Origin of the sequence: Heyndrickxia sp. FSL K6-6286, assembly GCF_038630395.1 — a bacterium.
Classification (GTDB): domain Bacteria; phylum Bacillota; class Bacilli; order Bacillales; family Bacillaceae_C; genus Heyndrickxia; species Heyndrickxia oleronia.
On sequence record NZ_CP152029.1, the window covers coordinates 422,428 to 448,087 of the forward strand.

Here is a 25,660-nt window from a genome sequence, read left to right on the forward strand (position 1 = left end):
GGGCTTTTACAAAAGCAATAAACTTTACGAAAACATCCATAATTTAAAAGTCTCATTTGTATTAGAAATTTTACAAATGAGCCTTTTTTATTCTCCTAATAAATTCAGACTTTCGTTCTTCCTCATTCATTGGTAGACTTTCTTATAGAGGAGTATTTTCTAACGAATGATCAATATCATTAATGAATGGAGATTCATATGAAAAATATATTGGTTGTAGATGATGAACGAGAAATTGTCAATTTAATCACCATCTATTTGCAAAATGATGGGTTTCAAGTGTTAAAGGCATATAATGGTGTTGAAGCTTTACAGATCATTACGAATCAACAGGTAGATTTGATGATACTGGATATTATGATGCCTGAAATGGATGGAATAGAATTATGTCGTACGATTAGGGAAAAAAATCAAGTTCCTATTATTATGCTAAGTGCAAAAGGTGAGGATATGGATAAAGTTCTTGGGTTAATGACGGGAGCAGACGACTATATGATCAAACCTTTTAATCCATTGGAATTAATGGCTAGAGTGAAATCCCTGCTTAGACGCTCTTATCAATATAAATTGGAGACACAATCGACAGAAAGTGAAATCATTAAAATAAATTCACTTGAAATCAATCGTGCGTCCCATCAAGTATTAAATAATGGCTTCCCGATAACTTTAACAGCAAAGGAATTTGATATTTTATATTTACTTGCGAGTCATCGTGGTCGAGTGTTTAGTACGGAGGAGATATTTGAAAGGGTATGGGTGGAAAAATACTTTGCATCAAATAATACAGTCATGGTTCATATTAGTCATTTAAGGGACAAGCTTGAAAAAGAATTAGGATATAAACTGATTAAAACAGTATGGGGAGTGGGGTATAAGATTGAGGAATAGATTTGTCAATCAAATACAGGGAAAGATCATGCTTCTGATTTTAAGCAGTTTATTGTTATCAGTTATTACAGAGGCAATCCTTTTTTTTATTTTATATATTTTGAAAAACATGTCTGTGATTCCTTATCGATTTTTATATAGTTTATATCGTTTTGACCAAAAGTATGGATATTTTTATATAACGGTTATTATCTTTTTCCTTCTATTTTTCTTATTTGTCCTCTTACTTAGCAGAGCTTGGGGGAAGGACTTTTATAAGGTATTACTTGGGACTAAGAAAATTTCTGAAGGGGAGTTTGATTTCCAAGTCCCTGTGTATTCGAATAATGAGCTTGGAGAGATGGCAGGAAATATCAATCGGATTTCTGAACAATTACATCAATCGATCCAGGAAGAACGTAGGGCTGTTCAGGCCAAGAACGAGTTAATCACTAATGTCTCTCATGATTTACGGACCCCTCTTACATCAATTATGGGCTATTTGCGTTTAATTGAAGAGGATAGGTATAAGGATGAAGTAGAGCTTCGTTATTATGTAAATATTGCTTATGAGAAAGCAATGAACCTTGAAAAGATGGTCAGTGATTTATTTGAATATACTAGGGTGAATTTCGGTGCCTTACGTCTAAATAAAACGGAAATAGATCTTATTCAACTATTGTCACAGATCACCTCTCAATTTATTCCGCTTCTTGAGGAAGTTGGATTGGAAGTAGCATTAGTTACTAAGGATGAAAATATGATGATTAAGGCTGATCCTGATAAATTAGTGAGGGTGTTCGATAATCTAATATCTAACGCGATGAAGTATGGAGAAAATGGTAAGAAAATCATAATAAGAGCGAAAAAAATAGACAATTTTGCCGTGGTTGAAGTGATTAATTACGGAAATCCGATTCCTTCGGTTGATCTTCCATACATCTTTAACCGTTTCTATCGTGTAGAGAAATCTCGCTCACTAGATACAGGAGGAACTGGCTTAGGTCTTGCGATTGCTAAAAGCATCGTCGATCTTCATGATGGGAAAATTGAAGTAACAAGTAATGAAATCGAAACGAATTTTAAAATTACTTTACCTTTAGATCAAATCGCCTATATTGAGTAGGTGATTTTTTTTTATTCTTCTATTACGCAAAAGATGGAAGCGAATATGTCTGTAATTAGTAAAAAAAGGCAAAGATAAATTCAGGAATAATCTACCTTATCTTCATTCTTAAGAAACTTTTAAGAAATTATTACAATGCACTTAAACAAAATAGGGTAGATTGAAAAGACACATTTCTCATAATGGCATGAACAGGAAATGATTTTCAGTTAGAAGAATTTAAGGGGAGAGCAATAAGTGAAGAAGTTTATTTTATTATGTTTCGTCTTATTTTTAACCGGTATTTTATATAAGTATTCCGATGGTATTAAAGATCGCATAAAGGAAATATCCGTATCATCAAGCGAACAATTAATTAATGGGGAAGCGGGAGTCTTGATGGATGAAAATAGTGGTGAGATCCTTTATGCAAAAAATGCAAATGAACGTTTATTCCCAGCAAGTACCACAAAAATACTAACCGCTTTAATTGCTTTGAATAAAGGAAATATAAATGATACTGTCCATATAGGAGATGAAGTAACATTAAGGGAACCAGATGAAAGCTCTGCTGGACTAAAACCTGGCCAAAGTCTTTCTCTAAAAGTATTATTGAGAGCAATGCTCCTACCTTCCGGGAATGATGCTGCAAGAAGTGTAGCAGTATATGTTGCCAAAAAAGAGAGTAATAATCCACAAATGTCATCAAAAGAGGCTTTAGATTATTTTGCACAACTAATGAATCAGGAAGCAAATAGGCTAGGAGCGAAACATTCACATTTTGTTAATCCTCATGGACTTCATAACCCTAATCACTATTCAACAGCTAAGGATTTAGCCCTTATTGCAAGAGAGGCTAGAAGGAATTCTGAATTCCGTGAAATAGTTAGTGAGGAGATGTATAAGGATGCTAACCATACTTATTACAATCGTAACGAACTAGTGAATCGAGGTAGTCAAAATTATTACCAAGGAGCTAATGGCATTAAAACAGGTTTCACTGATCAGGCAGGATATTGTTTAGTTTCATCTGCTTCAAGAAATGGGAAAAATCTTATTGCGGTTGTTTTACATTCAACCAATTCGGATGTTTGGAGTGATTCAACGGCTATGCTAGAGTATGGTTTTGAGGAGAAGTATGCAAGTAAGTGAGGGAACTTCTCCTCTATCCTTTATTTTGTTTCGCTATCAACCCATGGTTCAAATGAAAATGGTATACCAATCATCCGTGCAGTCAACTCTTCATAGGACACTAGATCCTTTTTAGAAAGATCTTTTAATGAATGCTTTCCCATTGCTCGTAGAGCCATTTTCATTTCTTCTACACTTGCTGTTAGAAATTTTTCTGCAGATGCTGCCCCTTCTTCAAGATCAAATTGATTTTTATATTTCCCTTGATTCCAAACGACTTGAGTAGGAGGTTCAAATGGAAGTGGTTTCGTTGATTGGCTATGTGAAACAGTAAATAACATAGCTGATCCAATATATACCGCATCTGCGCCGAGTGCTAACACTTTTAGAAAATGCCCTGGTACGAAGAGTCCTCCAGATACAATTAAGCTAACTTGTCCCTTTATTTGCTTTTTTTCAAAATGATTCGCAGCTCTAACAACCGCATGTAGGGTTGGGATACCAAAGTCATCAGATAAAATCGGAGGGGCACCGTGTGTTGCTGCTTGACCACCATCTATGGCAATATAATCAACACCTAGTTCAATTAAATGGTCAATATCTTCTTCTATTTTCCCCCCTGCCCCTATTTTAGCTCCAATCGGAACACCTCCGGAAATATTTTTCAGTTCCTCAATCAGTTCCTTTAGATTTTCTAGAGTTTGATTTTGAAAAAAATGTTCATAAATTACAGCATCCTCATTTTCTTTGAGCCCCATAATGTTACGAGCTCGACCTGTGAGGTTTTTAGGAGAGATTTTTCCTCCCATACCGACTAGAGCCCCTTGTCCTAATTTAATTTCAATCATGTCTGCACGCTTAATCAAATTTTCTTCTTTTGACCATTCAGTTTTAGAGAATTGCAATATGTATTTACCTGCAGCGTCCAATTCCTCTGGTAAAATACCTCCTTCACCGGAATTAATGGCTGTACCTGTATTTTTCGCTGCTCTAGCTAGCGCGATTCTAACCTCTTCACTTAAGGCGATTCCATAGGCCATTCCACTAATAATAAGAGGGATTTTAAGCTTAAGAGGTTTTTCTGCTTTAGGTCCAATTGTAACTGTTACGTCCACCTCTTCCTGTCCATCGATGGGGAATGGCAATGTCTGTGCTGGGATAAATGTAATCGGATCGAAATGAGGCCATTTTTTTGAGGAACCTAGCGGTCGATGTAAAACATCTCCAGTTTCAGCACGAAGGCTATTTTCTAGAACATTTTGAATCCCCATATGCTTGAAACCAGGTAGCAGTTCCATAAGATTTTCTTGATAACTATCAGTTAAAATGATCTTTCCAATCTTTTTAACTAGACGTCTCATTATCCAGCGCCAAAAAAGGAGCAGAATTATAAGAACGATAACGGTTAATAAGATCATTCCATCTGCCAAAAGAGATAGTAGGTTTGGCATATCTTCTTCTCCTAGTTCTAAAGAATAAGTATAAGCACTTTTTATTATTTACTAAGAAATGAAAATTATAGTTGTAAATTAACTAATTAAAGGATTTTGGTGAATAAATTGGAAGGAAAGAAGAATCCTAACTATGATGGAGATCGACCTGGTTATTGGAGGGACAAGTTTGATTCGTAATGTAAGCAAGCTACTTAAGAAGACGATGATCAAGGATCATCATGATCAAAAAAAACAGATTTCTAAACCTCAGGATTGTCTGGTAGCGGATTTTCAGCAAAATGTCCAAGCACTCCAGTCGATATATGAAAATAGTACAGATGTGGTTTTTCGTTCCTTTTTTCTTTTTGGAAAAATACGGGCGATGATTATCTATATTGAAGGTTTATCAAATACTGATGGGATTGAAGAATATGTACTTTCGCCATTAATGAAAGAAGAGAATTTAGAGACAATTTCTACAGAATTACTGGAGTATCGAATACCTATTGCAAAAGTGAAACGGGCGGAATTGCTAGCAGATTGTATTGAATCAATATCTACCGGAAACCCAATTTTACTCTACGAAGGAGAAGTGAACGCATTTTCTTTAGGGTTAGCTAAATGGGAAAAGCGAAGTATTGAAGAACCTGTAGCAGAATCGGGCATTAGGGGACCAAGAGAGGGGTTTAATGAATCTTTAGGTATTAGCACATCACAGCTAAGAAGAATCATTAAAAGCCCAGCTTTAAAAATCCAATCAATCATTATTGGAAAATATACGAGAACAACGGTAGCTATTGCGTATATTGATGGACTTGCTAACAAAAATTTAATTGAAGAGATAAGCAATCGCTTGAAGAAGATTGAGATTGATGGAATTTTAGAAAGTGAGTATATAGAAGAATTAATTGAAGATTATCCATTTTCACCTTTCCCCCAGGTACTGTCAACAGAACGACCGGATATTGCCTGTGCCAACTTATTAGAGGGTCGTGTAGTTATTTTAATTGAAGGTACTCCTTTTGTATTGATAGCACCAATATCTTTTTTTAGTTTATTACAGTCTCAAGAGGATTATTATCAAGGATTTTTGGTAGGGACATTAATACGTTGGCTCCGTTATTTATTCCTTGCTATCTCGCTCTTATTACCTTCTCTCTATGTAGCAATTACGACGTTCCATCAGGAAATGGTACCGAGTGACTTACTCCTTAGTGTTGCAGCAGCAAGGGAATCGGTTCCTTTTCCTGCTTTAGTAGAGGCGTTAATGATGGAAGTTACTTTTGAAGCGCTTCGAGAAGCAGGGATTCGTTTACCTAAGCAGGTCGGTGCTGCTGTTAGTATTGTTGGAGCACTTGTTATAGGACAAGCCGCCGTACAAGCTGGGTTAGTATCGGCACCAATGGTGATTGTCGTTGCTATTACCGGAATTGCCTCGTTTATGATCCCACGCTATATTGCTGGGATTGCTATACGAATGATTCGTTTTCCAATGATTGTCCTTGCTGGTATTTTCGGCTTGCTAGGAATTGTTATGGGACTAATAGCGATAGCCATTCATTTATGTACCATCCGCTCCTTGGGTGAGCCTTATTTAGCTCCGATTGCACCTCTGAAAAGCAAAGAATTAAAGGACGTATTGTGGAAATCTCCTTTATGGATGATGGACCAACGACCACATTTTACTGGATCATATAATAAATATCGTCAACCTACAGATCAATCACCGAATCCAAATAGGGGAGGAGAAACGGAGAATTAGTATATCACATCCCATTTTGGAAGGAGAAAGTCATTTGATGAGAGGTATCATATACTTGGCTCTATTTGGTGGATCCCTTCTTTTATTGTCGGGTTGCTGGGATCGAGTAGAAGTAAATGATTTAGCTATTATCACAGCAGCGGCTATTGATAAAAAAGAGGATGATCGCATTGAACTGTCTCTCCAAGTGTTTATCCCAAGAGCTATGAGCAGTGGAGGAGGGCAGGGAGGCGGTGGTGGAAGTGGTGAGCCAGTAACGTTTGTATCATCTTACGAAGGGAAGAATTTAGCCGAAGCTCTTTCAAAACTTCAGACAGAGTTACCTAGAAAAGTTTTCTGGGGACATTGTCATATTTTTATCTTTGGGGAAGAAGTGGCGAGAGAAGGGATACAAGATCATTTAGATTTTTTGCTACGTCATCCACAGCCTAGGGAGAGGGCGTTTGTATTTGTTAGTGATGGAAAGGCAAGACCATTGACAGAATTGCAAACACGTTTGGAGAATTTTTCCGCAGAGACCATTCGCCGTCAGGCAAACTTAGGAGTGGGATTAAAGACGACGATGCAAAAGTTAGATGAAATGCTATCAAGTGAAGCTCAAGCAGCTGCTCTCCCTTTTATTAAACTATCTACAGAAAAAGGCACACAAAGTGATTATCAATATCCACATATTGTAGGTACAGCTGTTTTTAAAAAGGACAAAATGGTTGGTACGCTATCCTTAGCTAAAACAAGAGGAGTCATTTGGTTGAAAAATGAAATAGAGGAATACACAGTAACGTTGAAACCTAAAAACATAGATGGAGATATATCGCTTAATCCGGTCTCTACTCATGTCGCAATGATTCCCCATATTTATAATGATGAGTGGGAAATGGATGTAAACATTAGAACGGAGGGAGCAGTTGTACAAAATAGCACAACAATGGACCTTACTAATCCTAGCTCCATTCGATTAGCGGAAATTGCATTTCAGAAGGATATTAAACATCGAATTGAATCGACAATTCACGAATTACAGCAAGAGTTAGATACCGATATTTTAGACTTTGCCAAGGAATTTCATCATAAATATCCGAAACATTGGAGGAGTGTTAAAAATCGTTGGGATGAAATTTTTCCACAAGTAAAAGTAAATGTAAATGTTAAAGGGAATATACGGAGACAGGGGAATATAAACGAATCAGTTAAAAGTAGAGAAGAGAGGTGAGGGAAACTGAGATGGGGTGCATTTGCTATAACTACATTAATTGTTTTGGTCATCATTGTATTTCAGAAGTCTCAACTAAAGAAGAAACCTAAGAAAGATAAGTTTGCATTTTTTATCCTTTTATTTATTGGCTGGATGCTATCCATGTTTGATTTATCAAATATGAGTGGCCCGATCACATGGGTTACTGCAATTTTTAGACCAATCGGTCAGTTCATGGAAGAATGAGTCTGCTTCTGTTTTTCTTGTGGAAAGGAGTTAGTTAATGGAGAAGGGGAAAATAACCTCACTTCAGATGGCATTGCTGATGTATCCTACGATTGTAGCAACTGCTATTCTTGCTGTTCCAAGCTTAACTGCGAAATATGCAAAACAGGATCTATGGATTTCACCAATATTAGCATCAGTGGTGGGTTTATTTACAGTGTATGTAACGTGCAGTTTGAATAAACTGTACCCAAACAAGACAATCATTCAAATGAGTGAAAACATTATGGGTAAAGTTCCAGGTAAACTGATTACATTATTTTTTCTTTTCTTTTATATTCATGTTACTGGACTAATTGTTAGGGATTATAGTGAATTTCTTGTTGGTTCCTTTTTCTTCAAAACACCTATTACGATTATTTCAGGGTCAATGGTATTCCTTTGTGCCTTAGCTGTTCGTGGAGGTATCGAAGTATTAGGTAGAGTAGCTCAATTATTTTCACCGATATTTTGCATTCCTCTTATCATATTAATCATTTTATTAATTCCAGAATTTAGAATAAGTAATCTCTCCCCTATACTGGAGGGAGGCTTTTTCCCAGCGATGAAAGGGGCGATTGTTCCAAGTGGCTGGTTTAGCGAATTTTTTATAATGATTTTCCTTCTACCTTTTTTAAATGAGAAGAAAAAGGGGATGAAATATGGAATGGTAGCAGTTGTGGTAGTTATGCTAACACTAGTGGTAGTTAATCTGACCGTTCAATTAGTTCTCGGGACTACTACAGCGACGAAAGTATATCCTTTGATGAATGTAAGTCGATATATCGGAGTAGGGGATTTTTTTGAGCATTTGGAGTCAATCTCGATGGCGATTTGGATCATGGGTGCCTTTGTGAAAATATCTGTATTCTACTATGCAGTTTCTTCTGGGATAGCACAGTGGTTTAATTTATCAGATTTCCGTTTAGTTATCTGGCCCGTAGCCATCTTGATAGTGGAATTCAGTTTCTGGTCCATTCCTAATATTATGGAATATTCTCGTTTTGATTTTATTGCCTTTCCTTTTTACGCTATTTTCATACAAGTAATTATACCTGTATTTTTACTATTAATTGCGACGATACAAAAGAAAAGGGAAAGTAAAAATATGTGATGAAGTAAACAGAGTATAGTTAATTATGTTACAAAGGGGCAAACAGATGGAGAAAGGAAAAATTTCATCCCTTCAAATGGTGTTGTTAATGTACCCAACCATTCTTGCAACGGCTATTCTTTCGGTACCTAGTGCAACAGCTAAATACGCAAATCAGGATTTATGGCTTTCTCCTATAATTGCGGCAATATTTGGGTTTATAACTGTCTATATCACTACACAATTACATAAAATGTATCCCAGTGAGACTTTTATTCAAATAAGTGATCGTATTATTGGGAAATTTCTTGGGAAGCTGCTTGGCCTTATTATCTTGTTTTTTTACTTATTAAATACTGGGCAAATTGTCCGATCCTATAGTGAATTTATTGTTTCTGCCTTTTTAAGTAAAACACCAATTAGTGTTATTACTGGCTCAATGATTTTACTCTGTGCTTTGGCAGTTTATGGTGGGGTAGAAGTTTTGGGAAGAATGGCTCAATTGATATTTCCGCTATTAATTGTACCACTCTTGTTTTTCACGATATTAATTAGTCCTGATCTTGATTTTGGTAATATTCTTCCCATACTGGAGAAAGGGGTAACCCCTGCATTTAAAGGAGCTGTTGTTCCAGGGGGCTGGTTTACTGAATTTTTCATTATTAGTTTTTTACTTCCCTTTTTAAATGATAAACAAAAGGGAATGAAATATGGCATTTTAGCGGTGGTATACGTTATGCTATCGTTAGTTCTAGTCAACTTAATTGTCCTTTTTGTTCTTGGGACAACAGTGAGTTCAAAGGATTATCCGCTAATGGTGGTAGGACGATATATAAGTATTGGCCAAGTGTTTGAAAATCTTGAATCGTTCATAATGGCAATTTGGATATTAGGAGCATTCGTTAAAATATCAGTTTTTTATTATGTGACGGCAATAGTGACTGCCAATTGGTTGAATGTATCCACTGTTAAGCCGTTAGTATGGCCAATTGGCATTCTGATAGTAGAATTCAGCTTTTGGGCACTTCCCAGTAGGACGGAAGTGGAGCGTTACGATAATTTCACTTTTCCTTTTTATGGTGTACTGATTCAGACCCTAATTCCACTAATCTTATTAGTTATAGCAATAATAAAAAATCGAAAAAAGAAGAATGCATCTACATGATATTGGGTGCAATTATGTACATGCCCTCCATGGTACAATAAGTAATACAAAGGAGGATGGACAAAATGGATGTCAGACAAGTAAAGAGTAAAATTGCTCTCTCATGGAGCGGTGGAAAGGATAGCTGTTTTGCTCTTCAGGAACTAACAAATCAGGGCTTTGAAGTGAGTTGTCTAGTGACTACTGCTCCTAAAGAAACCGGTGTAACGTTCGCACATGGAGAGAGAATTGAACTCATAGAGGCACAAGGAAGGTCTTTAGGAATACCTGTCCATATTATTCATTGTACTTTTGATACATACACAGATGATTTTCGAAAAGAGCTAACTCAATTAAAGGATCGTTACCAGTTAAAGGGAATTGCCTTCGGGGATTTGTATTTAGATGGTCATCGAGAATGGGGAGAAGCTTTAGCTAAGGATACGGGTTTAGAGGCTCTGTATCCTTTATGGATGCAACAAAAGGATACATTACTTGAGCTTTCAAAATTTATTGATTCTGGATACCGAGCTATCGTCATTCGGGTGATGCGCGAAAAATTATCCGATGAGTGGCTTGGAAAACAGCTTGATGGCCAGTTTCTTGAGGATATTCAAAAATATGATATTTGTCCGATGGGTGAGTCTGGAGAGTATCATACATTTGTTTATGATGGTCCATTGTTTCATGAAGAAATTAAGATTCGGGTAGGTAACAAGCTTAAGGAAGATTTATCTAATAGATTAGAAGTTTTCCTTTTAGAATAGTAGTAGAAGAAGCGATTGATTCTCCAATAAAGAATTGATCGCTTTTTTTTGAACTGAAAATGACATTCCGTTCTATAAAAATAGTACAGTGTGTTCGAAAAATATTGAATAATTTATTCAGAAAGTTTACAATACATAGAAAAAGGGGGGCTGCAAATTGAATGTAATTGATATGTCATTTAAACGAACAAGCTATGAGGTAGAAGTAAAATATTCAATTTTATATGAATGTGTTTTAGGGATAGCGATGATTACTTATCCTAAATTAAAGGGGAAATTAGAGAAGTCTGAATCCTATTGGGAGCATTTAAGAAATAGTCTTTCAGAATCATTGGATGCAGAATTGCAATATTGCCAGGAACATAATACTTGGAAAATACTTCTTCAGCTCTTACATACACAGGATTTTGATTCCCTCCCAAGCTTCTTAGCATTTCTAGCAAATGTATCAAACCAACAATTAGTCTATCATGCGCTACCATTTTTAGAAGAATCCCAACAGCATGTTCGAGAGGCTGCCTCAAAAGGTGATAAAGATGCCTTTAGCGAAATGATTTTAGCTAGTAGACAGCATATTTTTTTTCCGAATCTGATTCATTTTATTTCAGAGGTTGATCAAAATGAGTTAAGACGTCACCTCATTTGTTTAATGAATGGGTGGTTCCTTGAAGTTATTGAAAAAGATAAAGAAGAAACAAAACGAATATTGAAAAAGGACTTTGAGGAAAAACAAAGGATGATGAATAAAGTATCCGCCGAGGAATTTGTCCAATGGGCTACAGGAGAGGAATATAAACCGGAAACAAATATAAGTAAGGTACTGCTTATTCCACACTATATTTACAGCCCCTGGACAATTCATGCAAATTTAGAAGGTACGAAAGTCTTTTATTACCCGGTGAGCCAAACAAGTCTTTCTGATGAGCCGGATGTTGCATTATTAGCCCAATTTTATAAGGCTCTTGGTGATGAAAAGAGATTAAAAATAATCAAACTCCTCCATGAGAAGGATCGATCTTTAAAGGAATTAACTGATAGTTTAGGAATTGGAAAAACGACTGTTCATCATCATTTAGTGATTTTGCGGTCTGCACAAATAATTAAGATGAAAGATTCAACTTATTCTTTGGTGCATCATACATTAAGTACGCTAAAACCTAAGCTATTAGAATTTTTACAAGAAGAGGACAATAAGTGAATGAAAAGAGATTATTCTATTACACTATTATTTCTTAGTCAAATAATCTCAACATTTGCTAGTACATTTGGAACATTTTGTATTTCTTGGCTTGTTTATGATGTAACAGGTTCAAAAATGGCGATGGGAGGGCTGTGGCTTGTAAGTATAATCGGCCAGTTAATTGTACAGTTATTTGCTGGTCCATTTATTGATCGCTGGAAACGAATAACGATGATGAAACTATCAGAATGGTTAAGAGTATGTACTTACTTATTCGTTTTTATTTTTTGGGTGCTTAACCAAAACTCAGTAGGGATTTTATATATTTGTTCATTTATCAGTTCGATTGTTGTTTATGATTCAGCAGCAAGTGCCTTAATTCCAAAGTTAGTCAATAGTGATCATCTAGTGAAAATCAATGCAAGAATATCTGGACTCGTTCAGCTGATGAGATTCCTTTCCTTACCTATTGCTGGATTCATAATGGGGAATATAGGAAGTGTGAAAAGTCTACTCCTTATTATAATTTTATATAGCTTTTCTCTAAGTAGTTTATATTTCATTCATGAACCAAAAAGTCGAGTTTCTCGCAAACAAACATGGATGCAACAATTCAAGGCAGGAATCCAGATCTATCAACAGTATAAGATCCTCCTTTTATTAGGGTTATTAGTATCGGTTACTAGTTTTGGAGTTTTTGCCACACAAGCAATGTATCTTCCCTATGTATCTGAAGTATTAGATGGTTCCTCCTTTGAATATAGTCTGTTTGCTGCTGCATTTCCATTTGGTTATATCATTGGGACGTTTATTGTAGGGAAGTTGAAGCAACCAAAAAAATATTTATATGTAGTCATGAGTTCCTCCTTATTTATTGGTGGTTGTACCTATATAGGTTTAGGTTTAACAAAAGCAATCATCGTCGCCTTATTGATTGAGACAATTGCCGGAATCGTCATGCCATTTTGGAATGTTTTTAGTACCACGCTATATCAGCGGCTTGTCCCTGAAACAATTTTAGGTCAGGTGATGTCCGTCCGTTTTCTTTTAACAAAAGCAGTTGTTCCTTTAGGGATTGTTTATGGGACTTTCGTTGCTACAAAAATTAGTCTACCCTTTTTATTTTTATCGATTGGAGGAATTATTTGTTTCGTCTCTGGATTGGGTTTATGTTATCTAGTTATGTATTCTTCAAAACGCGAACATGTAATCCAGTGATTTATGGTATTGGCAAATAGCTGTTCTTCTTTTCATTGTGGGGAATATAAATTTTATAGTGGGATGTGGAAGGAGGATAGATGAAAATTACTCATGTTTGAAATAACAAACATTAACTTAGATCATATAAAAATTAACTCTTCGGATCATGGAAGTTCAATTTCTTTCGGTTCAACAGTGATGATTGGCAAGAGAGTATATGCAAAGAAAAATCAAGCATTTGGTCAAAATGTAGCTGATTCTATCATTCATATTACTCCAGTTAGTATGACTATTGACGATGATATTGAGGATATGTTTAGTAGCAAACATTCGTTATAAAAAACATGGTGTTTGCTAGATTATTCCTTCCTAAAAGGGGGAGATTCGATGATATTTGCTCCAGTTACAATTAACTTTCAAACCTTAAAAGTAAATTCCCTTGATCATTCTGCAGTGTTAAATATGGGAACGAATCAATATTTAGATGTTTTTGTTTCATATAAGAGAAATCAAGGAATTGGTGAACAAAATGGTGATTTTGTTCAAATGCTACTACCAGTTTCAGCGGTAGCTGATTCAGATATTCTCGATTCACCATCGGTCAAAAATAGTCTTATATAAGGCTGTTGCCTTATAGTTTGTTGCCTTTGTAAAAGCCTAACTGCCGGCTTTTACACCCATAAAGGATTCAGCAATTTTAATGGAGTTTGTAGCTCTTTTGAAATGAAAAGCGCAGCGGTCTTCAGATGATAGTTATTTACTAAAACATTACTAAACTGCAAAATTGTTTAAGGAAAGAGCCAATATAAATGACAGAAGCTTTGAGAGTGGTTATCAATGTTCTTTTTCACACCAACAGTTGTAAATATGCTAGGCTTTAAGATTAATTCAGTGGATAATTCATCTGTAATTAATGCTGGCCCCGTTCAAGCCATTGACCAGTTTACTTCATATAAGCGGAACCAGGCATTCGGAGAACAGAATGGGGATTTTTCTTTAATGAATCTCCCCTTATCCTCTGTTGTTGATCCGGATATTAGTGATAGTGCAACTGCCAAAAACAGTTTTATTTAGTATATGGATGTGTAAAAGCACGATAATGAGTGCTTTTACACATGAAATATACTCTCAAGTACAACCAAAGGATCATAATATGGTCTTCCGAATTCGCTACCGGTATAGTAGAATTCAGGATTCTCCAGATAACTAAATAATGTGTTTTCCTTTTTTATTTCCCATTTTAACTGTTCTTCTTCAGTGTCAAACTGATATGATGCGGACCGTGTTGGTGTTTTGTATTTAACAGATATGGAGGCAATCGTTTCTCTATCCTTTAATATAAATATAGTCGGGTCGCCCTTTGAAAAAGCAGTAAACTCTAAGGAATCGAAAGCTGCGCGAACAGTCAAGTGACCTGCGTTTACAACAAGCCCTCTTTCTCTAAAATAATCTTCAAAGGCATCTAAAAAATCCTGAACTTTTTCTTTCAATATCGGTTGAATATTATTCTCCAATAATTTACTATTTAGTTCTTTTATTTTATTTAATTCGAATGTTAATTTTTCTAAATCACTTTTGCTCATGATTATCAAGCTCCTTATGATTGTTAAATATATTTTACCAAAAATTCTCCTCCATGATGTTATTTGTCTCTAATAGAATAGGTTAAGAATAAGAGAACCTTTCATGACACCGAGATAAGAACTACAAACTTCATAATAACACTGAACCTTTTATTAGGAGAAAAGCCGGCAATAGGGCTTTGCAAAGCAACAAACTATCTGAACAGCTTTTGGTTCAAAGGAAACGAGTCTTGAGGCATTGAAAATGATTGCATCTATTTGATACATACTAAATTTTTTTATGTCTATTGGTTCATTATCCATGAGTATGCATAATGTATGAATGGAGGTGGGGAAAGTGGCATATGAAATTCATGTATCAACAGCAAAACGCCGTTTGACATTGTTGAATGCCGGAAGAGTTGTCAAAACCTATCCAATCGGGGGGGGGAAGATGCTGACCCCTACACCTAAAGGGGTATATACAATCATCAATAAACAGCCAAATCCAGGAGGTCCATTCGGTATCATGTGGATGGGATTATCGAAGCCGCACTATGGAATACACGGGACTAATAATCCTGCCTCAATTGGGAAGCTGGTTTCACATGGGTGTATTCGAATGTACAATAAGGATGTTCTTTCCCTTTCGAAAATTGTTCCGATAGGCACTAAGGTGAGGATAAGCCGAAATTAGTGGTTAAAAAGTATCCACTAGGTCGAGTCCACAGACTTCATTCAAAAAAATTATTTAAGAAAAATAAAAAAAGATATTGACTTATATTATATTTCGGAATATTATTGAACATAATTAATTGAACAAAAATTAAATAAAATGACTATTACTTATCCAGAGAGGTGGAGGGACTGGCCCTGCGAAGCCTCGGCAACGGGTTTGCTATTTTGCAAATACCGTGCTAATTCCTGCAAGCTGATTGTTTTATCAGCTTGAAAGATAAGAAGTAGAGCGGTTAATATAAACCCTTCTTCTTATCTGTGTGCGGATAAGAAGAAGGGTTTTTTTGTTCTTGAGAGGAGAATACAACATGATTAAGTTTGAAGGTGTAAGTAAGGTTTTCCAGTCAAAAGGCAGAGAAGTTGCAGCTGTGCAGGATGTCTCCTTGTCGATTGAAAAAGGGGAAATATTTGGGGTCATCGGCTTCAGTGGAGCCGGGAAAAGTACCCTACTTAGGCTGGTAAATCTATTAGAACGACCAACAACTGGAAAAGTGATTGTCAATGATCAGGAAAATTTATCGCTTACAGAGAAGGAACTCAGGATGATGAGGCAAAGAATTGGAATGATCTTTCAGACCTTTAATCTATTTAACTCCCGAACGGTGTTTGGAAATGTTGCTTATCCATTAAAACTTGCGAAAGTGCCAAAACAGGAGATTAATCGTAGAGTAACAGAACTATTACAATTTGTAGGATTAGCAGATAAGGCGAAGTATTATCCTGAACAATTGTCTGGTGGTCAGAAACAGCGGGTAGGTATTGCAAGAGCACTTGCTACATCCCCAGATATTCTTATCTGTGATGAGGCTACCTCTGCATTAGATCCAGAAACTACTAGTGATATTTTGAATCTGTTAAAAAAGGTAAATGAAGAGTACAATGTGACCATTCTATTAATCACCCATGAAATGCAAGTCATTCGCAATATATGTGACAGAGTAGCAGTGATGGAAAACGGAAGGGTCATAGAGGAAGGATCGGTTTTTGATATTTTCACGAATCCAAAAACACAAACAACTAAGAATTTTATTAGTTCTGTTTTAAATGACAAAATCTCTTCTAAACTATTTGAAAAATTACGATCTAACCCATTAAGTCGCTTATACAGATTAGTTTTTACTGGGGAAGAGACAAGTAAACCGTTGCTTTCTGATATTGCGAAGTCCTATCAAGTAGATGTTAATATCATTTACGGCAATATTAGCGAGTTACAGGAAGTGCTTTTTGGCCAGCTTATCGTTGAATTACAAGGGACAGATCATGAAGTTGATAAGGCAGTGAAGCATTTAGAAAGATTTGTACAAATAAAGGAGGTTACAACTCATGCAAGTTGATTGGAGTACATTTTGGCCCAGAGTAGTGCAGGCATCGGGTCAAACAGTGACTATGGTTATTTTTACATTAATCTTTTCAACAATCATTGGAACGATTATTGGTTTACTCCTTTTCGTCACTCGAAAAGGCAATATTTTAGAAAATAAAACGGTATCTACTATCTTAAATATTTTAATAAATATTATTCGACCGATTCCATTTATTATTTTTCTCGTTGCCATTAGCCCAATTACTAGGATGGTGATGGGGTCAACCATTGGAACAGCTGCAGCTATCTTTCCGATGACAATAGCAGCATCCTTCGGAATTGCACGTGTGGTCGAAAACAATCTTGTATCCATCGATCCGGGAATTATAGAAGCAGCGAAGGCCATGGGGGCAGGTAAGCTACAAATTATCTTCGGGGTATTAATTCGTGAAGCCTTGGGTCCACTAATTTTAGGAATTACCTTTATCACCGTTGGATTAATTGATTTTTCAGCCATGGCAGGTACAGTAGGCGGCGGTGGCCTTGGAGATTTGGCGATGACCTATGGTTATCAACGCTTTGATACGCAAGTGATGATTGTGACAGTTGTGTTATTAATTATTCTTGTACAAATTGCTCAATTTGTTGGCAACTACTTAGCGAGAATTTTCCTTCGTAGATAAAAATAAAGCAATGATAAAAACATCATAAGAAAAGAGGAAATATAAATGAAAAAATCATTTTTACTAAGCATTATTGCAGTAATCACTCTTTCCCTTCTTGCTGCATGTGGCAAAGAAACTAGTGGAAAAGATAGTAAAGTCGTGACGATTGGAGTGACAGGATCGGACGGACAAATGTGGGATATTATTAAGGAAAAGGCAAAAAAAGAGGGTATAACAGTTAAATTGAAGGAATTCTCTGATTATACGATTCCAAATCAAGCACTAGCCGATGGAGATATCGATCTGAATGCCTTTCAGCATATAGCTTTTCTAAACCAATTTAAAGAAGAACATAACCTAGATATTACACCAATTGGAACTACACAAATCGCACCTATGGGAATGTTTTCTGATAAATATAAGAATCCTGATGACATCCCGACTGGAGGAGAAATTGCGATTCCTAACGACCCGTCAAATCAAGCACGTGCTCTATTATTATTACAATCAGCAGGTCTAATTAAATTAAAGGATGATTTTGGTCTATTTGGTGACCCAAGTGGGATTGTAGAAAATCCAAAGAAGCTTAAGATTACACCAGTTGTGGCGCAACAAACACCTCGTGTTCTAAAAGATGTTGCTGCATCAGTCATTAATAATGGGGTGGCCGGCCAAGCTGGTCTTAATATTACAAAGGAATCTATTTATCTCGAGGATCCAAATAGTGATTCGGTAAAGCCATATATTAATATTATTGCTGCACGAACAAAGGAAAAGGATAACAAAATCTATAAAAAAATTCTTGAAATTTATCATAGTAAGGAAGTAGAGGAAGCAATCAAAAAAGATACAAAAGGTGGATCAATCGTGGTTGATATGCCAATTAAAGATCTTGATGGGATTATTAAATAAGGACTAGTCGATTTTTTTAGCATTCACTACCTTTAATTCTGATTAAACATATATGAAAAACAAGAAATAGGAAGGGGAAAAATAATGACAATACAAACAGAAAGTTTAAGAGAAAGTATTGTAAAAAGCATTGAGGATTCAAAGGAGCTATACATTGAGGCAAGCCATAAAATTCACGAAAATCCTGAAATAGGAAATCAAGAGTTCTTTGCAGCAAAGACATTAACAGCTATTCTTGAAAAAGCTGGTTTCGAGGTAACTCGTAATGTTGCAGGGCATGAAACAGGATTTGTTGCACGAAAATCTTCAGCTAAAAAAGGACCTCGAATTGCATTTCTTGCCGAATATGATGCTTTGCCAGGCTTAGGTCATGCTTGTGGTCATAATATCATTGGTACGACAAGTGTAGCAGCGGGGATTGCCTTAGCTGAAGTAATTGATGAAACAGGTGGAGAAGTAGTAGTATTTGGGACACCAGCGGAAGAAGGAGGGCCAAATGGCAGTGCAAAAGGAAGCTTCGTTAAACATGGATTATTAGAAGGAGTTGACATTGCTTTAATCATTCATCCTTCTGGAAAAACAGGTATCACGACACCTTTTCTTGCTGTAGATCCGCTAGATTTTCATTTTTATGGAAAGGCAGCCCATGCATCTGGTTCGCCTGAAAAGGGAATTAATGCGTTGGATGCTGTTATCCAATTATTCAATGGAATCAATGCATTACGCCAGCAATTACCTACAGATGTGAGAATTCATGGTATCATTACACATGGTGGAGAAGCTCCAAATATCATTCCTGAATATGCATCTGCTCGATTCTTTATCCGTGCAAGTACATGGAAGCGTGCTGAAGAAGTATCTGAGAAGGTACGAAATATCGCTCAAGGAGCAGCACTTGCGACGGGAAGTACAGTAAAAGTTGAACGTTTCCAAAATGAGGTTCATGATTTCGTCATCAATGATACGCTCGATGAAGTAATAAAGAAAGAACTTGAATTACTAGGTGAAGTGGTATCGACAGAAAAGGAAAAAGGGATTGGATCTTCGGATGCTGGAAATGTTAGTCATGTTGTTCCGACCGCACATCCATATATTAAAATTGGCCCTGATGATTTAATTGGCCATACAAATGAATTTCGGGAATGTGCTAAATCAGAACTCGGGGATAAAGCATTAATTACGGGAGCGAAAGCATTGGCCTTTACTGGATATCAAATTTTAACAGAGCCTGGCTTACTGGAAAAAGTCCGTGCTGATTTTGAGGCACAATTAAAGAAGTAAGAAATGAACATTGAATATACTAATCTCTCGAGAGAGTAAATAAAAACAAAGGTGTAGGACATTTGTCTTACACCTTATTTTTATTGAAAATTAGTTTAGAGTTCCTTCAGAAATTATGATAAGATAACTTAGCTATAATATTTTTCTAAAACTATTTTTTCAAATATCGTTGCTATTTAGGGAATGTTAAAACGAATAAAAAGTTTGGAAGACCGACAAGTCCTTTCATTCCAAAATAGCCTTTTTGGAAAGGAAATATTAAGTAAATTTTGATTATTTAGTTGATTTTCTGGAGGAGAAACATTTGTCAAAGAAAGAATCATTTATGTTTGTGATAGCAGTTGGTTTTATGCTTTTTGCCTTGTTTTTTGGGGCGGGAAATTTAATATTTCCAGTTATGTTAGGTCAATCTGCGGGTTCTAATATTTGGCTAGCGAATGCAGGTTTTATTGTTACAGGAGTTGGTCTGCCATTACTAGGGGTATTGGCATTAGGTTATTCTGGGAAAAGTGATCTGCAAGCTTTGGCAAGTAGAGCACATCCTGTTTTTGGCCTTATTTTTACTACCGTGCTTTATTTAGCTGTTGGTCCACTATTTGCTATTCCGAGAACAGGAAGTGTTTCCTTTGAAATAGGTGTAAGACCATTTTTACCTGAAGCTGTTGGTTTTCTTCCATTATTAATCTTCACGATTATTTTTTTTGGAATGACCTGTTATTTTTCGATGAATGCATCAAAGATCGTTGATATTGTTGGGAAAATTTTAACGCCTTTACTCTTAATTTTTATAGCTATCCTTATTATTACAGCAATTATTCATCCAATGGGTGAGTTTCAATCCCCTACAAAACCTTATTTAAATCATTCATTCTTTAAAGGTTTTCAGGATGGTTATTTGACAATGGATACTTTAGCTGCTTTCGTTTTTGGAATTATCGTTATTCAGACGATTAAAGACAGGGGAATTGTAAGTAAAGGTAACATTATGATTACCTGTATAAAAGCAGGATTACTTTCAGCTATATTATTGGCCATTATCTATTCAGCACTTACTTATATTGGTGCAAGCAGTGTTAATGAACTTGGTTTGTTAGATAATGGTGCAACTATTTTAGCAGGTGTATCTAGTCATTATTTTGGTTCCTACGGAAAAATTTTAATAGGGTTCATTGTTCTAGCTGCGTGTTTAACAACTAGCATTGGGTTAATTACATCTAGTGCATCATATTTTCATAAACTATTCCCAAAAATTTCGTATAAGATGTTTTCAGTTATTTTGTCGATCATTAGTGCGATTTTTGCCAATGTAGGTTTAATGAAGTTAATTAGTATCTCCGAACCAGTATTAGTTGCTATCTACCCATTAGCTATTTGTTTAATTTTCTTAACATTCTTTCATTCAATGTTTAAGGGTAAATCTGAGGTTTATATAGGGAGTTTATTTTTGACCTTTATCATTAGTTTAATTGATGGCTTGAAAGAGGCGGGACTACATATAAGATCACTTGATCAATTATTAGAAGGTATCCTTCCTTTCTATTCAGTTGGAATGGGATGGCTGATTCCAGCGATTATTGGAGGGTTTTTAGGGTTTGTACTTTCTTATATAAAAAAGATAAGATAGAATAGAATGAATTGAAAAGGAATCACAACAGATTTCTTTTTTTTATAGCCTGTTTTCGTATCGTTTGTTGCTTTTGTAAAAGCCCAACTGCCGGCTTTTACTCCCAATAAAGGATTCTAGCGGTTCTTATGGGGATTGCAGTTCTTTTCTCAGTAAAATAAAACGTGTAGCGATGCTCAGACGATATTTATACTTATAACTTTACTTAAATAGCAACAATGTTTGAGAAAAGAGCCTTTTAATAAAAACTTTCTTGGATATAACAAATTTCCCTTAATTTCGTCACTTTTTTATCCAATTTTATCAAAAATAATATTTGTAGATGACAAACTTATGTTTTTTTAAGATAATATAAAGGCAATGCTAGTAATAGCATGATAATTAAAAAACAAAAAATTTGAGGGATTATATGAATTCTAGATATAAAAGAAAAAAAAGAAGAATACGTAAAAGAAGAGTGTTTCTCTTTATCGTTTTATTATTGATCTTAGGGGTTGTTGGCTATGCAGTAACTCAATACTATATAGGTAAAAACCAAGCTGGTGAAGGTTTTGAGAAACAAGAAAATGTTAAATTTAATGGGAAAAAGGACGCAAAAGGAAGGGTAAACTTCCTATTACTAGGTATAGATAAGCGTGAAGGTGAAACAAAATCTCATACTGACACGATAATGGTTGCACAATATGATCCGAAAAAAGATGATGTTAAAATTATATCTTTAATGCGTGATATGTTTGTGGATGTTCCGGGTTATAAAAAATGGAAAATTAATACTGCGTTTTTCCTAGATGGTCCTGAATTATTAAGAAAAACGATTCAGCAAAACTTTGGTTTAGATGTTCAATACTATGTCATGGTAGATTTCAAAGGCTTTGAGAAAATTGTCGATACACTTGCTCCGAACGGAATTGAAATGGATGTTGAAAAGAAAATGTCCGAAAATATTGATGTAACGCTTGAACCAGGATTACAAAGATTAAACGGTAAAGAGCTTTTGGGCTATGCAAGATTCAGACATGATGCTGAAGCTGATTTTGGACGTGTTGCACGTCAGCAAAAGGTTATTAATGCATTAAAAGATGAAGTTTTAAGTGTAAATGGTATTACGAAGGCACCAAAGCTCTTCGGAACGATTCAACCTTATATACAAACAAATATGAGCAAAACAGATAGTATTGCTTTATTAACCAAGGTGTTATTAAACAAACCAGATAAAATTGAAACGTTAACTGTGCCTGTTCAGGGTGCTTATCAACCTGGTTACTCAGATTATGCTGGATCCGTTCTTGAAGTGGATTTAGAAAAAAATAAACAGGCAATCGATGATTTCTTAAATGACAGGAATAAGGAAAACACAGATACAACAAATGAAGATACGAATCCTTAAAATTTGAAAAGAGGGTACCCGATAGGAGTGGAAAACAAAACACTTATCGGTATCCTCTTTTTTGTTTTTTTGATATTTATAAATGTTCTTATGAGGTTTGTAGCTCTTTTTTAGTGAAATGGTATCTAGGTCACTAAGTAAAAGTTTGCGATCCTCTTCTTTTTCGATTGCTTGGCTTGCTTTTAGAGCTAATTGTTTATTTTGTCTCTTTTCTCAAACATTGTTGCTATTTAAGAGTAAAGATAAATCAATAAGCAGTACCCAAAGAGAGTGTGTGAATCTTGAGAGGGAGAAAAGTGCGAGAACTTTTAGAGCGATAGATGACCGAGAAGGAGGAAAACGTGTGTGTCTGGTAACAAAAGAGAGTGATTGGTTACCGAGAAGGAGGAAATGATGTGTGTCTGGTAACAAAAGAGAGTGATTGGTTACCGAGAAGGAGGAAAATATGTGTGTCGGGTAACGAAAGAGAGTGATTGGTTACCGAGAAGGAGGAAAATATGTGTGTCGGGTAACAAAAGAGAGCGAATGATGACCGAGAAGGAGGAAAATATGTGTGTCAGGTAACGAAAGAGAGTGATTGGTTACCGAGAAGGAGGAAAATATGTGTGTCGGGTAACAAAAGAGAGCGAATGATGACCGAGAAGGAGGAAAATATGTGTGTCAGGTAACGAAAGAGAGTGATTGGTTACCGAGAAGGAGGAAAATATGTGTGTCGGGTAACAAAAGAGAGCGAATGATGACCGAGAAGGAGGAAAATATGTGTGTCAGGTAACGAAAGAGAGTGATTGGTTACCGAGAAGGAGGAAAATATGTGTGTCGGGTAACAAAAGAGAGTGATTGGTTACCAAGAAGGAGGAAAATATGTGTGTCGGGTAACAAAAGAGAGCGATAGATGACGAGAAGGAGGAAAACACGAAAGCCCGGTAACGAAAGAGAGCGATTGGTTACCGGGAAGGAGAAAAGTGCGAGAGCCCGTAAAGAAAGAGAGCGATTGACTACCCTGAAGAAAGAAATAAACTCCCTCCTTTTCATTTCAAAGGAAAAAAGCGGAAAACTCCATAAGACCGCTCTGAATCCTTTAACATGCAGTTTGGCTTTTACAAAGGCAACAAACCCTACGAAAACTGCCTTTAATTATGTCATTCGCCATGTCCTTATCCTGTTAAAAAGTGGTGATAATAGTGATTATTCCGCTTTTTATTAATATACTATATGATTTGCAGGGGACTTTTTAAACTATTCATATTCAGTTCATAAAAACATTGTATAGTGTGCTTACAAGATATGAAAGGATGAAGGAAATGGAAGATACAATAAAACAACAGGGGTGGCGGCAATTTGTTCGGTTAGTCAAGCAAACAAAACCATCAAAATTACTATTATGTATTGCCTTGGTACTAAGTGTTAGTACAACAATTGTTGGACTCTTAGTTCCTTTATTTACGAAAAATCTAATCAATGATTTCTCGTTGAGCTCTTTAAATACGGGTAAAATTATACTACTTGTAGTAGCCATGCTTATTCAAGCATTAGCCAGTGGTATATCCATCTATATTTTGAATCATATCGGACAGTCAGTGGTAGCGGGAATTAGGGATCGTTTATGGAAAAAGCTCCTTGTTTTGCCTGTATCCTATTATGATGAGAATCAAACCGGTGAAACGGTTAGTCGAATGACAAATGATACAGCGGTGGTTAAAGGATTGATTACCGACCATTTAGCTAATTTTCTAACGGGGATTATTTCAATCATCGGTTCAATTATTGTCTTGCTTATTTTAGACTGGAAAATGACATTACTTATGTTTATAGCAATTCCATTATCATTTGTTATTTTATTTCCATTAGGGAAGAAAATGCACAAGGTGTCAAAAGGAATGCAGGATGAGACGGCAAAGTTTACTTCTGTTATTCAACAAGTACTATCGGAAGTCCGTTTAGTAAAAGCATCGAATGCGGAAAAGATTGAATATAAAAATGGCAAAAAAGGCATTACAGAGTTATTTCAATTTGGCCTCAAAGAGGCAAAAATTCAAGCCATGATCGCACCGCTGATTGGTTTAGTGATTATGCTGTTACTTGTTGTTATTCTTGGTTATGGAGGAATGAGAGTTTCTTCCGGAGTATTAACAGCAGGTGATTTAGTCGCTTTTATCATGTATTTATTTCAAATTGTCATGCCTATGGGACAATTAACCACATTTTTTACTCAATTTCAAAAAGCAACAGGTGCAACGGAACGAATCATTTCAATATTAGAAACAGAGGAAGAAGAGCATAAGATCAAACAGGAAGTAAAAAATGTGAACCAGCCTATTACTGTTGAACGTGTTAGCTTTTCCTATGGTAATGGGGAGCAAGTGCTAAAGGACATTAGCTTTTCAGTTGAATCGGGTAAAGTAACGGCAATAGTAGGTCCTAGCGGAAGTGGAAAAACGACACTCTTTTCTTTATTAGAGAGATATTATCAACCACAGGAAGGAGAAATTCGATTAGGACGGGAATCAATTCATCATTTCTCCTTGTTATCATGGAGAAGTCAAATCGGGTATGTGTCACAAGAAAGTCCCATCGTTTCAGGGACGATTCGTGATAATATTTGCTATGGTTTAGATAGAAAAGTTGATGAAGCAGATTTATATCGGGTAGCAAAAATGGCTTATGCTGATCAGTTTATTACTGAGCTACCTCAAGGTTTCGACACTGAAGTAGGGGAAAGAGGGATTAAGCTGTCTGGTGGTCAAAGACAAAGAATTGCGATCGCTCGCGCCTTTTTGAGGGATCCAAAAATATTAATGCTTGATGAGGCCACCTCTAGTTTGGACAGCAAATCAGAGCTTGTTGTTCAACAAGCTTTACAAAACTTAATGAAGGGACGTACCACTCTTGTAATTGCCCATCGATTATCGACAGTTATTGATGCGGATCAAATTTTATTCTTTGAAAAGGGGAAAATTACAGGGCAAGGTACACATGAGGAGCTCGTACAATTACATGCTCTCTATCGTGAATTTGCCAATCAACAATTACGTATGAAGGAACCAGTGTAG

24 protein-coding genes and 1 riboswitch are annotated in these 25,660 nt (G+C 35.9%); of the genes, 22 read left to right on the forward strand and 2 right to left on the reverse strand.

What is annotated here, in order from left to right:
- Positions 1 to 198 precede the first annotated feature (198 nt).
- The 3 genes from MHI39_RS02315 (at position 199) to MHI39_RS02325 (ending at position 3,124) form a co-directional block, all read left to right on the forward strand.
- On the forward strand, positions 199 to 888 hold the full coding sequence (locus tag MHI39_RS02315; RefSeq protein ID WP_058004144.1) for a response regulator transcription factor: 690 nt from the start codon (positions 199 to 201) through the stop codon (positions 886 to 888).
- A complete protein-coding gene (locus MHI39_RS02320) occupies positions 878 to 1,993 on the forward strand; it encodes a HAMP domain-containing sensor histidine kinase (protein WP_058003990.1) in 1,116 nt (371 codons plus the stop codon). The genes MHI39_RS02315 and MHI39_RS02320 overlap by 11 nt, the downstream gene beginning before the upstream one ends.
- Before the next feature lie 237 nt (positions 1,994 to 2,230).
- Positions 2,231 to 3,124, forward strand: a complete 894-nt coding sequence (locus MHI39_RS02325; RefSeq protein ID WP_071975522.1) for a D-alanyl-D-alanine carboxypeptidase family protein — start codon at positions 2,231 to 2,233, stop codon at positions 3,122 to 3,124.
- A 20-nt stretch (positions 3,125 to 3,144) separates the two neighbouring features.
- Here MHI39_RS02325 and MHI39_RS02330 read toward each other — a convergent pair whose 3' ends face one another.
- Positions 3,145 to 4,554, reverse strand: a complete 1,410-nt coding sequence (locus MHI39_RS02330) for an FMN-binding glutamate synthase family protein (protein ID WP_071975521.1) — start codon at positions 4,552 to 4,554, stop codon at positions 3,145 to 3,147.
- A gap of 205 nt (positions 4,555 to 4,759) precedes the next feature.
- On the opposite strand from MHI39_RS02330, the gene MHI39_RS02335 reads away from it, so the two are divergent.
- The 10 genes from MHI39_RS02335 to MHI39_RS02380 all read left to right on the forward strand — a co-directional run bounded on the left by MHI39_RS02335 (position 4,760) and on the right by MHI39_RS02380 (position 14,212).
- Entirely contained in the window at positions 4,760 to 6,298 is a 1,539-nt protein-coding gene (locus tag MHI39_RS02335; protein WP_342541412.1) for a spore germination protein, read from the forward strand.
- 37 nt (positions 6,299 to 6,335) lie between these two features.
- The gene (locus MHI39_RS02340) at positions 6,336 to 7,508 is read left to right on the forward strand and encodes a Ger(x)C family spore germination protein (RefSeq protein ID WP_078109274.1); all 1,173 of its coding nucleotides are present in this window, start codon (positions 6,336 to 6,338) and stop codon (positions 7,506 to 7,508) included.
- 265 nt (positions 7,509 to 7,773) lie between these two features.
- Complete coding sequence (locus tag MHI39_RS02345; protein ID WP_078109276.1) at positions 7,774 to 8,868, forward strand: endospore germination permease; 1,095 nt, start codon at positions 7,774 to 7,776, stop codon at positions 8,866 to 8,868.
- Between the two features lie 46 nt (positions 8,869 to 8,914).
- Positions 8,915 to 10,012: an endospore germination permease gene (locus MHI39_RS02350; protein WP_071975519.1), complete on the forward strand. Its 1,098-nt coding sequence runs from the start codon at positions 8,915 to 8,917 to the stop codon at positions 10,010 to 10,012.
- A gap of 65 nt (positions 10,013 to 10,077) precedes the next feature.
- Positions 10,078 to 10,758 (forward strand): diphthine--ammonia ligase, encoded by a 681-nt coding sequence (locus tag MHI39_RS02355; protein WP_342540621.1) that lies wholly within the window; start codon positions 10,078 to 10,080, stop codon positions 10,756 to 10,758.
- A gap of 157 nt (positions 10,759 to 10,915) precedes the next feature.
- Entirely contained in the window at positions 10,916 to 11,956 is a 1,041-nt protein-coding gene (locus tag MHI39_RS02360; protein WP_342540622.1) for a metalloregulator ArsR/SmtB family transcription factor, read from the forward strand.
- Positions 11,957 to 13,156: an MFS transporter gene (locus MHI39_RS02365; RefSeq protein WP_342540623.1), complete on the forward strand. Its 1,200-nt coding sequence runs from the start codon at positions 11,957 to 11,959 to the stop codon at positions 13,154 to 13,156.
- Positions 13,157 to 13,249: 93 nt separating this feature from the next.
- Entirely contained in the window at positions 13,250 to 13,477 is a 228-nt protein-coding gene (locus MHI39_RS02370) for a hypothetical protein (protein ID WP_058004000.1), read from the forward strand.
- A 48-nt stretch (positions 13,478 to 13,525) separates the two neighbouring features.
- Positions 13,526 to 13,759: a hypothetical protein gene (locus MHI39_RS02375; RefSeq protein ID WP_078109280.1), complete on the forward strand. Its 234-nt coding sequence runs from the start codon at positions 13,526 to 13,528 to the stop codon at positions 13,757 to 13,759.
- 216 nt (positions 13,760 to 13,975) lie between these two features.
- A complete protein-coding gene (locus MHI39_RS02380; RefSeq protein WP_058004002.1) occupies positions 13,976 to 14,212 on the forward strand; it encodes a spore germination protein in 237 nt (78 codons plus the stop codon).
- Between the two features lie 35 nt (positions 14,213 to 14,247).
- Here the strand turns inward: MHI39_RS02380 and MHI39_RS02385 are convergent, their stop codons facing one another.
- A complete protein-coding gene (locus MHI39_RS02385) occupies positions 14,248 to 14,721 on the reverse strand; it encodes a hypothetical protein (protein ID WP_058004003.1) in 474 nt (157 codons plus the stop codon).
- A gap of 337 nt (positions 14,722 to 15,058) precedes the next feature.
- Here MHI39_RS02385 and MHI39_RS02390 point away from each other — a divergent pair, with 337 nt between their 5' ends.
- The 9 genes from MHI39_RS02390 (at position 15,059) to MHI39_RS02430 (ending at position 25,660) form a co-directional block, all read left to right on the forward strand.
- Positions 15,059 to 15,397, forward strand: coding sequence for a L,D-transpeptidase (locus tag MHI39_RS02390; RefSeq protein WP_342540624.1), 339 nt, complete (start codon positions 15,059 to 15,061; stop codon positions 15,395 to 15,397).
- A gap of 146 nt (positions 15,398 to 15,543) precedes the next feature.
- A riboswitch (SAM riboswitch) is annotated at positions 15,544 to 15,662 on the forward strand.
- Positions 15,663 to 15,746: 84 nt separating this feature from the next.
- Entirely contained in the window at positions 15,747 to 16,772 is a 1,026-nt protein-coding gene (locus MHI39_RS02395) for a methionine ABC transporter ATP-binding protein (RefSeq protein WP_058004005.1), read from the forward strand.
- Positions 16,762 to 17,424 (forward strand): methionine ABC transporter permease, encoded by a 663-nt coding sequence (locus MHI39_RS02400; protein ID WP_058004006.1) that lies wholly within the window; start codon positions 16,762 to 16,764, stop codon positions 17,422 to 17,424. The genes MHI39_RS02395 and MHI39_RS02400 overlap by 11 nt, the downstream gene beginning before the upstream one ends.
- Positions 17,425 to 17,469: 45 nt before the next feature.
- Entirely contained in the window at positions 17,470 to 18,318 is an 849-nt protein-coding gene (locus MHI39_RS02405; protein ID WP_058004007.1) for a MetQ/NlpA family ABC transporter substrate-binding protein, read from the forward strand.
- An 84-nt stretch (positions 18,319 to 18,402) separates the two neighbouring features.
- Positions 18,403 to 19,599, forward strand: a complete 1,197-nt coding sequence (locus tag MHI39_RS02410; protein WP_280618439.1) for a M20 family metallopeptidase — start codon at positions 18,403 to 18,405, stop codon at positions 19,597 to 19,599.
- 304 nt (positions 19,600 to 19,903) lie between these two features.
- Positions 19,904 to 21,223: a branched-chain amino acid transport system II carrier protein gene (gene brnQ / locus MHI39_RS02415; RefSeq protein WP_342540625.1), complete on the forward strand. Its 1,320-nt coding sequence runs from the start codon at positions 19,904 to 19,906 to the stop codon at positions 21,221 to 21,223.
- A gap of 409 nt (positions 21,224 to 21,632) precedes the next feature.
- Positions 21,633 to 22,610, forward strand: a complete 978-nt coding sequence (locus MHI39_RS02420) for an LCP family protein (RefSeq protein WP_071975509.1) — start codon at positions 21,633 to 21,635, stop codon at positions 22,608 to 22,610.
- An 892-nt stretch (positions 22,611 to 23,502) separates the two neighbouring features.
- Positions 23,503 to 23,814, forward strand: coding sequence for a hypothetical protein (locus MHI39_RS02425; protein WP_071975560.1), 312 nt, complete (start codon positions 23,503 to 23,505; stop codon positions 23,812 to 23,814).
- Positions 23,815 to 23,902: 88 nt separating this feature from the next.
- Positions 23,903 to 25,660, forward strand: a complete 1,758-nt coding sequence (locus MHI39_RS02430) for an ABC transporter ATP-binding protein (RefSeq protein ID WP_342540626.1) — start codon at positions 23,903 to 23,905, stop codon at positions 25,658 to 25,660.